The following is a 14,049-nucleotide window of genomic DNA, read 5'->3' on the forward strand; positions in this document are numbered from 1 at the left end:
CCAGCCGCCGGGACGCCGGCCGCCACCGGCCGGGGCGGCGGTGGGCCAGGCACCGGGGGCGGAGGGCGCGGACGGGGCGGGCGCGGAGACGGGCGGAGTCGTGGGCGCGGCCACGGGCGGGGCGGTGGGCGCGGCGGCGGATGCTGATGCGGCGGCCGCGGGCGGTTCGCCGGTTCGCGTGGCTGCACCGGGACCAGGACCAGGGCCAGGACCGGCGGGCGGTGTCGGGGCGCCGGACGGTGCCCCCGCGGTCCGTACCGCCGCGCGGGCCGCGGCGGGGCCGCCGCCCGGCGGGACCGGCTCGGCGGCCGGGCCGGGAGCGGGCACCGCCACCCCGTGGGCCTCGGGACCCGGCACGTATCCCATCGCCGGCGCCGCGGCGGCGCCCGAGAAGTTCACGCCCCGCTCCAGGCGGTCGAGGCGGGCCATCACGGCGCGCTCGTCGCCGTAGGCGGCGGGCAGGAGGACGCGGGCGCAGATCAGCTCGAGCTGCAGGCGCGGCGAGTTGGCTCCGCGCATCTCGGTCAGGCCCTCGTTGACCAGGTCGGCGGCGCGGCTGAGTTCGGCGGCGCCGAAGGTGCTCGCCTGCGCCTGCATCCGCTCGATGACGTCGGCGGGGGCGTCGATGAGCCCCTTCTCCGCGGCGTCCGGCACGGCGGCGAGGATCACCAGGTCGCGCAGCCGCTCCAGCAGGTCGGCGACGAAGCGGCGCGGGTCGTTGCCGCCCTCGATGATGCGGTCGACGACCTCGAAGGCGGCGGCGCCGTCCCCGGTGGCGAAGGCCTCGACGACGGAGTCGAGCAGCGAGCCGTCGATGTAGCCGAGAAGGGAGGTGGCCATGGCATACGTCACACCGCTCTCCGCCGCACCGGCGAGCAGCTGGTCCATGACGGACATGGAGTCACGCACGGAACCCGCGCCGGCCCGCACGACGAGGGGCAGCACGCCGTCCTCGACCGGGATCTCCTCCCGTCCGCACACCTCCCCGAGGTAGTCCCGCAGGGTCCCGGGCGGGACCAGGCGGAACGGGTAGTGGTGCGTGCGCGAGCGGATCGTCCCGATGACCTTCTCGGGTTCGGTGGTCGCGAAGATGAACTTGAGGTGCTCGGGCGGCTCCTCGACGACCTTCAGCAGGGCGTTGAAGCCGGCCGACGTGACCATGTGGGCCTCGTCGATGATGTAGATCTTGTACCGGCTGGCGGCGGGGCCGAAGAAGGCCTTCTCGCGCAGCTCACGGGCGTCGTCCACACCGCCGTGCGACGCGGCGTCGATCTCGATGACGTCGATGGAGCCCGGGCCGTTCCTGGCCAGGTCGCGGCAGGACTGGCACTCGCCGCAGGGGGTCGGTGTCGGTCCCTGCTCGCAGTTGAGGCAGCGCGCCAGGATGCGGGCGGAGGTCGTCTTGCCGCAGCCGCGCGGACCGCTGAACAGGTACGCGTGGTTGACCCGGTTGTTCCGCAGCGCCTGCTGCAGCGGGTCGGTTACATGTTCCTGCCCGATGACCTCGGCGAACGACTCCGGGCGATAGCGGCGGTACAGCGCGAGAGACGACACGCATACGAGGTTATAGGCGCGCACTGACATCCGGTCCCGGCCCGGTACCGGCCGGGACCGCTCCCGGGAACGCAGACGCCCCCCACGCACCCGCCAGAGCCGACCTACCCTTGCTGCCTTCCGGCCCTGGGGGAGTTCAGTCAGATAGCGCCGCGTGAGGGGCTCCGCACAGAGTACCTGATCGCGGCGGGTCGGAACGAGTTCGCTAGCACTCCTCTCGGTCATGTAATGTTTCCGGCGGAGGATTCGCCTAGAGGCCTAGGGCGCACGCTTGGAAAGCGTGTTGGGGGCAACCCCTCACGAGTTCGAATCTCGTATCCTCCGCCAGTGCCTCACCGGGCACGATGTCGAAGGGCCCCACCGTTCGCGGTGGGGCCCTTCGACGGTTTCCGTCTCAGTTTCCGTCTCAGTTCGTCTTCGGCGGCTCCCAGAGGGCGTCGCCGACTTGCTGGGCGACCTTCCGCAGCAGTGTCGCAGTGACGTGCATGTACCGGGCGCGCATCCGGGCCGCTCCCCCAGGCTCCCAACCCATGATCGCGTCGACCACGACGTCGGGGACGCCGAGGATCAGAAGCACGGTCGCGGCAGTGTGACGAGCGTCACGAAGACGGCCGTCCCGAACGCCCGCGTCTCGAAGCAGCCGCTTCCAGACGTGGAAGTCGGTGTTCGGGCTCAGGGGCCCGCCAGTCGGGGAGGCGAAGACGTATCCCTTGCCCTCCCACTCGGCACCGGCCGCGACCCGTTCCTTCTCCTGTACCTCCTGGTGGTGGCGGAGGAGCTTGATCAGGGGGTCGGGCAGACCGATGGTTCGACGTCCGGCACGGGATTTGGTGGACTTGTGCTCCCGGCGGGCCTGCTGCTTCTCAGGGCAGTAGCCGGCCTTTCGACCGCACGGACTGTCTGCGCAGCCGTGGGCGTACTTGGGACGCAGACGGTTCTTGCGGATGCGGACGTACCCAGCGTCCAGATCGACGTCTTCCCAATGGAGCCCGAGCGCTTCCCCCTGGCGGAGGCCAAGGGCCAGGGCGACGACCCAGCGAGCGCTGTTGCGGAGCTTGGCCGCCTCCACGAGCAGGCTCTGCACCTCCTCGATCGTGAACGGCTCGATGTCCTCTTCTTCGAGACGCGGAGCCTTGGCGATCTCGGCCACATTGACGGCAATGTGCCCACGCCGCTTGGCTTCACCAAGGGCGACTCGGATGGTTCGGTGAGCGTGATGAGCGGTGCCGGCGGAGCTCCCAGCCTCCTGCATCTTCCGGTAGTAGCGCTCCAGGTGTTCGGGCTCCAGGCGGTCGAGCTTGTGGGCACCGAGACCGGGGACGAGGTGAACGCGCACGTCGACCTCGTATCCGTCGTACGTGTTCTCGGACACGTACGGCTTGGCGATGTTCTCGACCCAGTGCTCAAGCCAGGCTTGGACGGTCCAACCCTGACCCGGCTTCCTGAGCTTCTTCTCATCGCGCGCCCGCTCCATCTCGCGGACGGCCTTGGTCACCTCGGCCTTGGTCTTGCGCTCGATGTGACGGCGGTCCGGCTTGCCGTCGTCACGAACGCCCACCGTCACTCGCCCGTGCCATTTGCCGTCCTTGCCGAAGTAGATCGAGGAGGCTCCATTGGGCTGTCGAGTGCGCTTCTCTTTGTCTGCGTCTGCCATGACGTCCCCCTCAGGCCGCTTCGGCGGGTCGGTTACGGAGCTTGGCCACGTAGGCGGGCACGGCGTCGGCTGGAACTCGGCGCAGCCTCCCGACGGTGACGGATTCGATCTCTCCGGCGCGCACGAGCCGGAAGCACGTCGTACGACCGATGCGGAGCCGCCGCGCCGCCTCTTCCACTGTCAGGAGAGCCAAGGTGGCGTCACTGGCATACGGCACGCTCGCTGCTGCTCGGCGCTCAACCATGTGTGGGCTCTCCTTCCGTTCCGGGGGCGGGTTCGAGTGAGGCGGCCAGCCACGTCTCAGCGGTGCTGAGCCCCGTTCCGGCGAACACCCAGTGGGCGAGCACGAGCGTGGTTTCGCCGTCCTGCGGGACGCCCGGAGTCGCTTGGGCCCGGCGCCAGTCGGCACGGGCGTCTCGGAGAGCGCCGAGCGTGGTCGAGTAGCGGCGGGACTTGGTCGAGAAGTGGCCGCGGAAGCCGAGCATGTGAGCCCAGGCCCGAAGCCGGAGGTCCGCCAGCTCGGGGCGAGCGCCAAGAGCCCACGCGGTACGGATCATGCGCCGGGCGTGATCCGGGAGCCGGGCCTGTGCCAGTTCGGCGAGGAACCGAATCGGGCGATCCAGCGTGCCAGTCGCGGTCTCGGCGCCCTTGGTGGCGTACTTCGCGATGTACGCCGCTACGGCACGCTCGGTCAGCTCCTGGCCGTCGTCGAAGTCGGCAGAACGAATCGGGCGGACATCGAGCTGTCGGCCGAAGACGAAGCGGTGGGCCCGGCCGTCGATCTCCGGTCCGTCGACCCGAGCGGCAATGGCAGCAGCACGGATGGCGTCCGTCAGCAGCTCGGCCGAAGCCCACGCCGGAGGCGCGCTGTCTCCACCGTCCGGGCCGTCGAGACGAATGACAGCGTGGAAGTGGACGGCCCCGCGCTTCTGGTACTCGGCCACCTTTGCGAAGGAGATCCGGGCGTGGTCGCGGAAGGTGCGTTGAGTGAGGCCGGCGCGCTTGGCGACCTCCCGGCGGAGGTAGATGGAGAAGCGCCTCCACAGGGCACCGGCGTGGGCGTTCCAGAGCACGGCCGTCTCGTAGTCGTAGGTGTCCGGGTCGAGCGGGGTGCCCAGGGCGGGGTCCTGCTCGTCGTGGCGAATGCCGCAGCGGCAGTCGCGTCCGCCGGACGGGCGGTTGTGGACCGGCCCGAAGCCCGGGGCGGTGAACGTGGCGAAGACGCGCGGGTGGGTGGCGACTCGGTCTGACGTACCTTTGCCGCCCCGGAGGCCAGCGGTGATCAGGTGGTAGGTGTCACGGCGGTATGTCTCCGCGCAGGCCGCACACCGTGTTGCACGGCGGTTGTTGCAGCGGACGAGGAGCTGTCCGGCGGGGAGGGTGGCGGAGTCCAGGTGCCGCAGGACTCGACCGATCTCGCCGGTTGCCGTGTCGACTTCGTATTCGGTGCGGTGGCCGTCGAGGCGGACAGGGCGGGTGCAGCCGCCCAGGCCGGAAAGCTGGTGGGCCAGCTCGGGCATGGTGCCGAGTGAGGCCAGCATGGAGAGTTCCGCCACCGGGGGCGGAGTCTGCCGGGTGATGATGGGCGTTCCTTTCGACTGTTTCGGCGGTTGGGAGGGACGGCCCCGGGGCAGCGGGATGCTTGGCGGCTTTTGCCGCCCCGGCGGCCGGTCAGCGCTTGTTGGCGCTGTTGAACAGGGAGCGCAGGACCACGGCGGCGATGGCCACGGACACGGCCGATACGGCGACGGCCGCCAGGAGTGCGGTGAGGACGACCCCGACGACGACCACGGCGGCGACCGCGCCCGCGGTGGGGGTGAGCGACCGGACCTGGGAGGGCGACGGAGCCTGCGTCTGCTGAGGGACGACAGGTGTCGTCGGCAGCGTCGGGATGTCGGGGAGCTTGGGGCGGAACATGGCGAGCCTCCTTGTCACTTGTGGGTGCCGTTGACGACGCCGACCCCTGAGCGGGTGCCGGATTCGATGGCGGGGGCGAGGAAGGTGTGCGAGAGCCAGAAGCCGAACAGCGCGATCACTACGGCGATCCAGACGCGGATGCCGAGGAACTTGATCGCGGCCCAGGCGATGACGCCAAGGACGAAGACCAGGGGCAGCGAGACGGTCACGGCGATCTCCTCAGCGGACGGAGCAGCGGTGAGTGCGGGCGGCCAGCTCGGCAGCGGCGCGGCTGTCGTAGTCCGTGGAGAAGCCGCAGCGCGGTGCCGTGCAGGCGGCGGTGTGCTTCTCGTGGGCCCGGCCGTCGTAGTACGTGCCGACCTGGACGGGACCGATACGGACGACGTTGCGGAAGCGTCGGTTGGCGGTCATGGGTGTGTCTCCTTGTCGGTCTCGCCGGTGAAGTCGGTGACGTGGTCGGCCAGCCAGCGCAAGATCTCGTCACCCTCGTAGCTGTCGGCGGCGAGGATCACCGGTTCGGCGATCAGCACGGCTTCGGTGAGGCGGTTCTGTCGGGTCAGCTCGGCGGCGCGCTTGAGCGTGCGGAGCGTGGACGGGCGCAAGGGGGAAAGTCCTCCAGGATCAGGTGAGTTGAGATGCGATGACTTCGGCGAGCGGCATCGGGACGCCGAGCCGGGCGCGAAGGGTCGAGGTGTCGATGGCGGTTCCGGTCCGGGCGCGGTGGTCGTCGGCGACCTTGCGAGCCAGGGCGGCGAGGGCCGGCGGTACGGCCGTGGTGGCGGGCCGGGCCGATTCGGGTTCCGCGGCGGGCAGTTCGGGGGCCGAGCGAGACGGGACAGCGTCCTCGTCCCTCACCGGCGCCTCATGGGGTTCCGGCACCTCTTGCGGCTTCGGCGACTCATGGGCGAGCAGCGTTCCGCCGAGGAAGGCGACGGCAGGCCATCCGGCGACGAGGATGCGCAGCCAGGCGGGTACGGCGTTCAGGTCGAGCAGTCCGGCGGTGGCGACGTTGGCACCCAGCGAGGCGGTCAGCGCGACGAGGAACCAACACCACCCGGCCTCTTTCGAGCCGCCGGAACGGAGGCGCCGCCAGGCCGCCACCAACAGCAGGTCGACGGAGACCGGGTAGGCCCATGCCTTCCAGCCGTGCTGTCCGGCGGCCGAGGCAACGTCGTGCAGGTGCGCGAAGGACAGCGCGGCAGCGATCAGCGCTTGGACAAGTACGGCGTCGAGTCGGACGGGGAGGGAACGCACCGCACGCCTCCTTCCTGTTCCAGGCATGGCAGGGGTAGGGGCTTGGCGCGGGACGGCCGCGCCGACCGTTCGAGTGGGTTCGGCTACTTGGTGGCCGGTTGTGGAGCCACGACCGGCCTGGAGTCCTCTACCGATACGGGCGGGACGTACGGCCGGAAGGGCGTGAGCGCCGGTAGGTCGGGGGCAAGGTGGGCCATTGCGCGGCAGGCGGCCGCAGCATCGGCGAGTGAGAGGTACGGGGTGCGGATGCGGGACCAGCCGCCGGAGGTGTCGCCGACGACGGCCAGGCCGGGCACCTCGGCGGGGATGGCGCAGGCGCCGTAGACCGCCTCTGGAGCGATGTCACCCAGCGCCATCTTCGCGGACGCTTCATCGTTGACACGGTGGCAGACACGGCCCGTGAGCTGGGCCCGGAGCATCGTGGCGCCCTTGCCCAGTTCGGCGCCGAAGCGCTGGCCGCAGACTTCCAGGTAGATGCCGGCGGCGCGACCGAGTTGGGCGAGGCGGATGAGCTGGGTGACCATCTCGTCCCGCCGTTCCTCCTCCTTGCGCGTCGCCACGAGGAAGAGTTCGGCCACCTCGTCGATGAACAGCACGATGGGAGCCGGGCGTTCATCCTCGGGAAGGCCCCAGATGTCCGAGGTGATCAGTTCTTCCGGTGTGCCGGGCGCGATGCCCTGCCGGGCCTTGATCAGGTCGTATCGGTCCTCCATTTCCCGGACGAGCACGGGAAGCAGCTCGGCCGCCTGGTCCGAGTCCGTCGCCAGCGCGGAGAGCCGGGCGGCGAACGGCGCCAGCTCTACACCGCGCTTGCAGTCGATGCCGACCAGGACGACCGGCTGAGTGGCCAGCCTGGTGAGCAGGTTCCGTAGAAACATGGACTTGCCCGACAGCGTTGCGCCGAGGACGAGTTCGTGCGGAACGGTCCGGTAGTCGCGTACGAACGCGGTCGCGTCCTCCCGCACAGCCACGGGCACCCGCAACAGATCACCGGAGACCCGACGAGGCATCCGCACCTTGCGCAGAACGTCAAAGCCGACGAGCCGCAGTTCCACCACACCGGGCTTGACGTCCCGGACGTACACGGCATGTACGCCCCAGGCATGGCGCAGACGCTCCGCCGAGGCCGCGACGTCCGCCGGTTCCTGTCCTGGAGCCAGCCGCAGCCGGACCCGAAGCCCGGTCGAAGTGGGCCGGATTAAGCCCCGGCGGGGCGGGACCGGTCGAACCTCACGGCGAGTTGTCGCCTTGATGGCCAGCGCCCGCCACCGGGGCGGCGCGACCGTCAGACCGCAGGCATCCATAGTCGACGTGTACGAGGCGAGCAGCCGGGCCACCGAGACGGGCAGCCCGACCGTGGACCAGTACGCCGCCGGGTGGGCGTGCCGGGCATAGGCCGCGCCGCCTATCGCAGCGAGCGGACCGCCCAGCTCGGCCAGCGTCACGAGGTCGGTCACGTCGATCAGACCGCCTCAGCCATCGGGAAGGCGCCCGGCGCAACGGCGGTGGCCCGGTAGGCGATGCCGTGCCGCTGCTGGCCGTTGAAGACGCTTTCCCACGGGCGAGCCACCAGGCCCACCAGCGAGACCGGAGCACCGAGCGTCAGGCCGTCGGTGACACCGCTCTCGGGGACGGTGACCTTGATCAGTGACGACTCGCCGTCCTCGATGTAGACGACGCCGATGGTCATCAGTACCTCGTTGCTCACCGCGTCCTTGGCGATCTCACCGGTCTGCCGGTCGCGCACCTTCGGCGCCGGAGCTTCGGTGAGCAAGATCGTGGCGGACGAGGCGTCAATGCGGATCACACGCACAGAGATTTCTCCTTCTGAGTTAATCAACCTGCCACCTGACAAGTTGACTTAGCAAGCTTGAAGCTAGAGATGCCAAGTTGACTTGTCAAGTGGGATCCGGCCTCGGACACTCCCTTCCTTCGACATCCCTGGCCCATATTTCCTGGTTAATCCCTTTTGATACCGCGAAGCTCACATCTTGCTCAGGAAAGGCACCGGAAGCTGGCAGTCCGCTCAGATGGGCTGACATGATCCCGTCAGCTGTGGATAAGCAATTGATCCCACTGCGCCAATCCCTCCCCTGACCAAGGAGACTTACATGCGCATGCCCAGACGGGCCCTGCTCGCTCCTACCGTCGCCCTGGCCATTCTGGCTGGCGCCGGCCCCGCTCTGGCGGATGACTCGGCTCCGACGCCGACCGAGACCACAGCGACGGCCCCGCCCGAGCAGCCGGAGGAGACGAACCTCACCGAAGGCGCCCCCGAGACCGATGCCCCCGCACCCTCCGACGCGGCCAACCACACAGGCAACTCACCCGACGGCCGAGGCTGTGAGCAGGGCTGGTACTACCACCCCACGACGAAGGCCAAGGACTACCACAAAGGCGTAGGCGCCGAACAGGCCAACTGGAACGGCACGTCGCGCACCGCCAAGTCCACTTTCACTTCCGAGGTGACCGGCACTATCGGCATCGCCTACACCGGCGAGCTCCAGGTGAAGGGCAGCGTGGCGGTCGTCGAGATCCAGGGCAAGTTCGGCGTGACGGTGTCCGCATCGCTCACCGCGAAGATCGGCAACAGCATCAGCGTGGACACCCCGTCCCACAAGACCACCTACGCTCGCTATGGCGTCTACCGCCTGAAGAGCTACGGCTACAGCCAGTACGTCTACGTGAATTGCGGCAGGGGCAGCAAGCACGACGTCACCATCTACACACCGCACCGCGTCGGCTGGGCCATCTGGGAGAAGTGACATGTCGCGCCGAACCCTTGCGGTGCTGGGCATCGCGTGTACCGCTGCGTTCCTCTCGGTCGCTGCCTGCACGTCGGATCACACCGACGCCCAGCAGCCCTCACCATCCACCAGCACCGCCCGATCGGGCTCGGCTACCGTCACCGCCACCCCGAGCAGCACAAACCCTCCGGTCCAGAAGCCGCCGGAGCTGGACCCCGACGAGACGCTGGCCGGCCGCCAGAAGGCCACCACGGGGAACGCCAGCATCGAGTTCAGCAAGGGAAAGAAGGGCGACGCACTCATCGTCGCGGTGCGCTGCCAGGGCGAGGGCACCATCAAAGTGGCGGTGCAATCCGTACACGTCTCCTTCCCACTGAAATGCCTCGCCAGCGAAGTCAGCACCACCTACAACCAGGTGGGCGTCTCAGGTGTGGACCACAGCGGAGTCGTCTCCGTCGAGGCACCCTCAACCGTGCGCTGGTCCCTGACTGTTGGCCGTGGAACACCGGCACAGGAGGAGTCGCCCGGAATTGGCTGAGTGCCCTGGCACTTGGTCACCACCGGCCCGGATGCCGCTGCCCGTCAGGCCGCCCCTGACGGGCAGCGGGCGGGAAAGCTATAACACTCAGCTCAAGCGATAGGTGTCTTCCAACTCTTGCCGATCAGCAGGAAGCAGCACGTCAGAGACTTGCAGGGCTTGGCCCGAAGCGTCACAGGCGACGACCAGGACACTGAGAACAGGTACGCCGTCCGGCATGCCAAGAAGTTCAGCTTCGCCTGCCTCAGGCAGCCGCGCGGAAATCCGCTCGGTCACGTGGTCGAAGCGGAGCTTCTTCCGGGCTTCGAGGTGTTCGCGGATGCTGCCGCTCAGAAGCTCGGGGCTGTCCAGCTCGGTTCCTTCGAGCAGGCCGGCAGGGAAGTACGACGAGACCAACTCGACTGCTTCGCCATCCCCTTCGACGAGGAAACGGCGCACGAGGACCTTGGCCCGTCTGGGCAAGCCGAGGGCCGAGGCGATCCGAGCGGGCACGGGGACTTCACCGACTTCAACCAGCCGGCCCGGAGCCTGCGACTCGTCGCGCTCCAACGCCTCACGTCCCCGCCGGTCCTGTTGCTCGACGACTTCGGGACGCCCCCGGACGATGGTGCCGAATCCCTGCCGGGACTCCAGCCACCCATCCCGCTTCAGCAGCTCCAGGGCCCGCACGACGGTAGGGCGGGACATCCCGAAGGTCTGCACCAGCTGATTCTCACTGGGAACACGGGTGCCGGGCGGGTACGTGCCGTCCTCGATGCGACGCTGAAGGGTCTGCGCGAGACGCACGTACTTCGGTGGCTCGACTTCATACGCCATGAACGCCGCCCGGTGAGATTGGCCAAGTCAACTGGTCAACCAGACTAGCGTCTCTATTGCGTACGCAATAGGCGCAGGGGGGTCCGTCAGCTCGGCCAGGCATCGGCCACCATGAAGGCGACCATCGTCCCGCCGAAGCGACTGGGCCCGGAGTGCCATGTGTCGGCAATGGAGTCGACCAGGAGCAGTCCGCGGCCGTGTGCATCATTCGCGTCCGGACGCCGGAGCCGCACGTTGGCGGGGAACCCAGGGTTGTGCACCTCTACCCGGAGCGACGTTCCGTCGCGGAACCACTCCACCCGCACCATCCACGGCTCTTCCGACCTGCCGTAGACGATGGCGTTGGTCACCAGCTCCGAGATCATCAGCGCGCAGTCGTCGACCGAACAGGCCGGGTTGTACGGGGCGATGAACTTCTGAAACCAGCGCCGGGCCCGTGGTACGGACTCCGGAGCCGGGTGCAAGGTCATCGCCCCGAGACGCGGCGACTCCGGGGTGGGATCGCGGTCGAGTGTGTATGCCATCCGCGCTCACTCCTTGCCGGCGCCGTCGCAGTCCAGGCACCGTCGCTTCGATGTGGCACGGCCGCGGTCGTTGGCGGTGGAGAGCGCCAGTGTCGTGCGCGAGCTGACACGCTTCCAGCCGCGCCCCCGGCATCCCCGGCAGACTAATCGCGCACGCTGATCCGGCCGCCGACTCGTCACGCCGTGCCCCCTTCCCAGTAAGTGGCCTTAGCCACTAACTGGATAGTGGCATTAGCCACTCTGTCGATGCAAGCGGTTCGGCAGAACTGCCCTCAGTCAGGCGAGTGGGTAGCCCTGCTCGAACGCCCAACGGTGCGGCGGGTACGTGGCTTCGGCGAACTCCAGCGGACGATCCTGGAGGTCGTAGACGACGTGATGGACGACCAACACAGCTGAATCGGCCTCTAGTTGGAGATCTTCAGCCTCCTCGGCGGTGGCAGCACGAGCGCACATACGATCTTCCGCGTAGCTTCCCTGACGCCCCGTCATATTCTCGACGTACATCAGGGTCCCCTCTTGGATCCGCTCGGGGTCCATGAGCTTGGGCGCCCGTTCACCGACGTCCGGAGCAAACCACGAGGTGGACAAGGTGGTTGGCCCGTCCTGGTTGTTGGTCACGCGCCGGCGGTGAACGGCCCGACGATCCCGCATCAGGCCCAACGCCTCAGCGACGTGATCCGGCGCCTCCAGCCACCCTGCAGACGTGATCACGGCGTACTCACCCGGCGTGTAGATCTTGCCTGTCTGGCGTGCCCGGCCGTATAGCTCACGGGCCCGCCGGTTGACCTCCAGGCTCCGCACGTACGTGCCTGATCCTTGGCGCTTCTCGACCAGGCCCTGATGGCTCAGCGCTTCGAGCGACCGCGCCGCCGTTGGCCTGGAAACCTTCCAGTCGGCGGCGAGTTGGCGTTCCGAGGGAACTTCGTCTCCCGGCCGCAGGTCACCCCGAAGGATCTGATCACGGATGAAGTGCGCGATCTGGAGATACTTCGGCTGAGCCTCCTCGATCTGTGGCATGTTCCCTCCTGGTCCAAGTGGCTATGGCCTCTAGCCACTATAGGGTGAGTGGCCAATATTCGAACCCGTAACCTTGGGGACATGACGCGGTTGATCGTCGCAGCAGGAGGAGGGGGCGACGCAGTCGCCGCCGCAATGCTTGACGCCGCCCTATACGGCGACGACGGCCAGGCGGTGATCCTCACGTACGCGTGGGACCGCCTACTCGTTGACCCGGTGCCAGGGCCCCGGGGCGCCGAGAACTTCACGGGACTCGAACCCATCACCCCTGCCGTCTGGTCAGTGCCGGCGGACGCTCGCCCGATCCCTCCGGCGGGATCAACGCTCCCCCGGCTCGCGGAAGAACTCCCGCACACCTTCACACTGCTGGACCCGCACCACGGCGCCGAGGGCGTGACACGCCAACTGGAAGAGTTGGTTGGCCACTTGCGACCCGAGTCGATCGACCTCCTGGACGTGGGCGGCGACATCCTGGCCCGCGGCGACGAGCCCACGCTGAAGAGCCCTCTCGCAGACGCCCTCACGCTGGCGGCATGCTGCCAAGTGGACGCACCCATACGCCTTTTGGTGGCGGGCCCCGGCCTGGACGGTGAACTCCCGCTCGACGACCTGCACGACATACTCGGCCCGATCGTCCACACCTTCACGGCCAAGGACACCGAGCCGGTCAACTCGGTCCTGGAGTGGCACCCCTCCGAGGCGACGGCAATGCTCGCAGCGACAGCCCGAGGTATACGCGGCATGTGCGAAGTGCGGGACGCGGGCCTTCCCGTACCGCTCACGGACGAGGGCCCCGCCGTCCACCATGTCGACCTGGACGAGGCGTTGAGCCGGAACGAACTAGCCCGCGCGGTCGTGACGACGACGTCCCTGGACGAGGTCGAGACCCACAGCCGCGAAATCTGCGGCTACTCGGAAATCGACTACGAGCGCAACAAGGCCGCTTGGCTCAAGGACCAGCCGCCAATGGACCTGGTCACGAAGACGGTCCTGGCCGAGCTGGAACAGTTCGAGGCCCATGCCCGGAACTGCGGAGTCACACACACGACATTCCGCCACATCACCGAAGCCCTGAACCTCAACGGCAGCCAGCGCCAGGACCTACGTGAACTGCTGATCAACAGCCGCCCGGAGCAATACGACGCGCCCCTCTGGCGCCTTTGAAGATACGATGCGAATCTTGCCGGAAGGGTGCTCTGGTGGACGTCGTCGCTATGACAAGCGTCATCACGACCGGCATTGTTTCACCGCTGATCTTAGCTATATCGACGCGAATGCAAGTAGATCGCACTGCCCGTGATGATCACTTCCGAGACAGGCGTCAAGTACTTGACGATACGGCCCAATATGTCGGTCAGCATATCCGATCAAGTGGGTATTGCCTGAGCCAGTGGAGCCGAGGTGTCAGCGATACGGATGCAGAGACGCTAGAAACCCTCAAGGCCCGCAGTAATGCAGACGAGGGCCTCAAGAGCACTTATGCCAAGCTTTGCATTCGATATGGCCCAAACAGTGAAGTAGCACGAAGGTGTTTGGAATGCATGGATGCCATGGAAGCAAATACCATGTTACTCAAGCAGTATAGAGCTGGCGTCCTTTTCGAGACACTTGGCACCGACGTGGAAACACTGATGGTCCCTTACCATGAGGCGTTTAAGGGGTATCTGGAAGCTGCTCACAAAGCAGCGGCGGGACGCCGCTGACGAACTCCACCAGCACGACCCAGCCATCCTTGCGCACCCCAATCGGACACGCACAGCCAAGCCGCGGGACAAACGGTGCAACCACCAGGTGAGGTCACACTGCGTCAAGCGTCAAGCGTCAACCGAGACAAGACAAAGCCCGCCGGACCGACTGAGTTACAACTTTCTCTACGGGTTCAAGGCGGCTCGCTCCGCTCACCGCGCGCGGCCCGGCCCCCGGCCGGGCCTGCGCTCCTGTCTCCGCCCCGCTCCAGCCCGGCCGGCGCCCGGGTCGCGCTCATGGCGATCAGCGGCCTAATGCCAGAGAAGGGGTACGTCGTGGCTG

At 67.8% G+C, this 14,049-nt stretch carries 18 protein-coding genes, 1 tRNA gene and 1 other RNA gene; 5 read left to right on the plus strand and 15 right to left on the minus strand.

All coding sequences use genetic code 11. From position 1 onward, the window contains the following. Positions 1-1,554 (minus strand): DNA polymerase III subunit gamma and tau (locus ACFU97_RS21860; RefSeq protein WP_384258948.1); only part of this gene is annotated, 1,554 nt, incomplete at its 3' end. A 71-nt stretch (positions 1,555-1,625) separates the two neighbouring features. Next, positions 1,626-1,720: signal recognition particle sRNA small type (ffs, locus tag ACFU97_RS21865), an RNA gene on the minus strand. Positions 1,721-1,793: 73 nt separating this feature from the next. Between ffs and ACFU97_RS21870 the strand changes: the two genes are divergently transcribed. After that, positions 1,794-1,881, plus strand: a tRNA-Ser gene (locus tag ACFU97_RS21870). Between the two features lie 79 nt (positions 1,882-1,960). Here the strand turns inward: ACFU97_RS21870 and ACFU97_RS21875 are convergent. The 10 genes from ACFU97_RS21875 to ACFU97_RS21920 form a co-directional block, all read right to left on the minus strand. Beyond that, on the minus strand, positions 1,961-3,208 hold the full coding sequence (locus ACFU97_RS21875) for a tyrosine-type recombinase/integrase (RefSeq protein ID WP_384258950.1): 1,248 nt from the start codon (positions 3,206-3,208) through the stop codon (positions 1,961-1,963). A 10-nt stretch (positions 3,209-3,218) separates the two neighbouring features. Continuing rightward, positions 3,219-3,452, minus strand: coding sequence for an excisionase family DNA-binding protein (locus ACFU97_RS21880; protein ID WP_384258953.1), 234 nt, complete (start codon positions 3,450-3,452; stop codon positions 3,219-3,221). Next, the gene (locus ACFU97_RS21885; RefSeq protein WP_384258955.1) at positions 3,445-4,749 is read right to left on the minus strand and encodes a replication initiator; all 1,305 of its coding nucleotides are present in this window, start codon (positions 4,747-4,749) and stop codon (positions 3,445-3,447) included. Before ACFU97_RS21885 ends, ACFU97_RS21880 begins: the two co-directional genes overlap by 8 nt. A 130-nt stretch (positions 4,750-4,879) precedes the next feature. After that, complete coding sequence (locus ACFU97_RS21890) at positions 4,880-5,125, minus strand: SpdD protein (protein ID WP_384258957.1); 246 nt, start codon at positions 5,123-5,125, stop codon at positions 4,880-4,882. A 14-nt stretch (positions 5,126-5,139) separates the two neighbouring features. Further along, complete coding sequence (locus tag ACFU97_RS21895; RefSeq protein WP_384258959.1) at positions 5,140-5,334, minus strand: hypothetical protein; 195 nt, start codon at positions 5,332-5,334, stop codon at positions 5,140-5,142. A 10-nt stretch (positions 5,335-5,344) separates the two neighbouring features. Next, entirely contained in the window at positions 5,345-5,536 is a 192-nt protein-coding gene (locus ACFU97_RS21900; protein WP_384258962.1) for a mobile element transfer protein, read from the minus strand. Further along, the gene (locus ACFU97_RS21905) at positions 5,533-5,727 is read right to left on the minus strand and encodes a hypothetical protein (RefSeq protein ID WP_384258964.1); all 195 of its coding nucleotides are present in this window, start codon (positions 5,725-5,727) and stop codon (positions 5,533-5,535) included. The genes ACFU97_RS21900 and ACFU97_RS21905 overlap by 4 nt, the downstream gene beginning before the upstream one ends. 19 nt (positions 5,728-5,746) lie before the next feature. Further along, the gene (locus tag ACFU97_RS21910) at positions 5,747-6,379 is read right to left on the minus strand and encodes a DUF2637 domain-containing protein (protein ID WP_384258967.1); all 633 of its coding nucleotides are present in this window, start codon (positions 6,377-6,379) and stop codon (positions 5,747-5,749) included. A gap of 83 nt (positions 6,380-6,462) precedes the next feature. Continuing rightward, positions 6,463-7,836 carry an FtsK/SpoIIIE domain-containing protein gene (locus ACFU97_RS21915; RefSeq protein WP_384258969.1) on the minus strand — a complete coding sequence of 458 codons (1,374 nt, stop codon included), beginning with the start codon at positions 7,834-7,836 and terminating at the stop codon, positions 6,463-6,465. 5 nt (positions 7,837-7,841) lie between these two features. Beyond that, positions 7,842-8,192 (minus strand): hypothetical protein, encoded by a 351-nt coding sequence (locus tag ACFU97_RS21920; protein ID WP_384258971.1) that lies wholly within the window; start codon positions 8,190-8,192, stop codon positions 7,842-7,844. Between the two features lie 298 nt (positions 8,193-8,490). Between ACFU97_RS21920 and ACFU97_RS21925 the strand changes: the two genes are divergently transcribed. Further along, complete coding sequence (locus ACFU97_RS21925) at positions 8,491-9,144, plus strand: hypothetical protein (protein WP_384258973.1); 654 nt, start codon at positions 8,491-8,493, stop codon at positions 9,142-9,144. A 1-nt stretch (position 9,145) separates the two neighbouring features. Next, on the plus strand, positions 9,146-9,664 hold the full coding sequence (locus tag ACFU97_RS21930) for a hypothetical protein (protein WP_384258975.1): 519 nt from the start codon (positions 9,146-9,148) through the stop codon (positions 9,662-9,664). 87 nt (positions 9,665-9,751) lie between these two features. Here ACFU97_RS21930 and ACFU97_RS21935 read toward each other — a convergent pair whose 3' ends face one another. The 3 genes from ACFU97_RS21935 to ACFU97_RS21945 all read right to left on the minus strand — a co-directional run bounded on the left by ACFU97_RS21935 (position 9,752) and on the right by ACFU97_RS21945 (position 12,021). Then, positions 9,752-10,480, minus strand: a complete 729-nt coding sequence (locus ACFU97_RS21935) for a GntR family transcriptional regulator (RefSeq protein ID WP_384258977.1) — start codon at positions 10,478-10,480, stop codon at positions 9,752-9,754. Between the two features lie 86 nt (positions 10,481-10,566). Next, the gene (locus ACFU97_RS21940; RefSeq protein ID WP_384258980.1) at positions 10,567-11,004 is read right to left on the minus strand and encodes an ATP-binding protein; all 438 of its coding nucleotides are present in this window, start codon (positions 11,002-11,004) and stop codon (positions 10,567-10,569) included. A gap of 276 nt (positions 11,005-11,280) precedes the next feature. After that, positions 11,281-12,021: a GntR family transcriptional regulator gene (locus ACFU97_RS21945; RefSeq protein WP_384258982.1), complete on the minus strand. Its 741-nt coding sequence runs from the start codon at positions 12,019-12,021 to the stop codon at positions 11,281-11,283. An 81-nt stretch (positions 12,022-12,102) separates the two neighbouring features. Between ACFU97_RS21945 and ACFU97_RS21950 the strand changes: the two genes are divergently transcribed. Both ACFU97_RS21950 and ACFU97_RS21955 read left to right on the plus strand, forming a co-directional pair. After that, entirely contained in the window at positions 12,103-13,185 is a 1,083-nt protein-coding gene (locus tag ACFU97_RS21950; RefSeq protein ID WP_384258984.1) for a DUF1152 domain-containing protein, read from the plus strand. A gap of 35 nt (positions 13,186-13,220) precedes the next feature. Continuing rightward, positions 13,221-13,724, plus strand: a complete 504-nt coding sequence (locus ACFU97_RS21955; protein WP_384258986.1) for a hypothetical protein — start codon at positions 13,221-13,223, stop codon at positions 13,722-13,724. Positions 13,725-14,049: the final 325 nt, after the last annotated feature.

The sequence above is a fragment of the Streptomyces sp. NPDC057616 genome, assembly GCF_042800575.1.
Classification (GTDB): Bacteria; Actinomycetota; Actinomycetes; order Streptomycetales; family Streptomycetaceae; genus Streptomyces.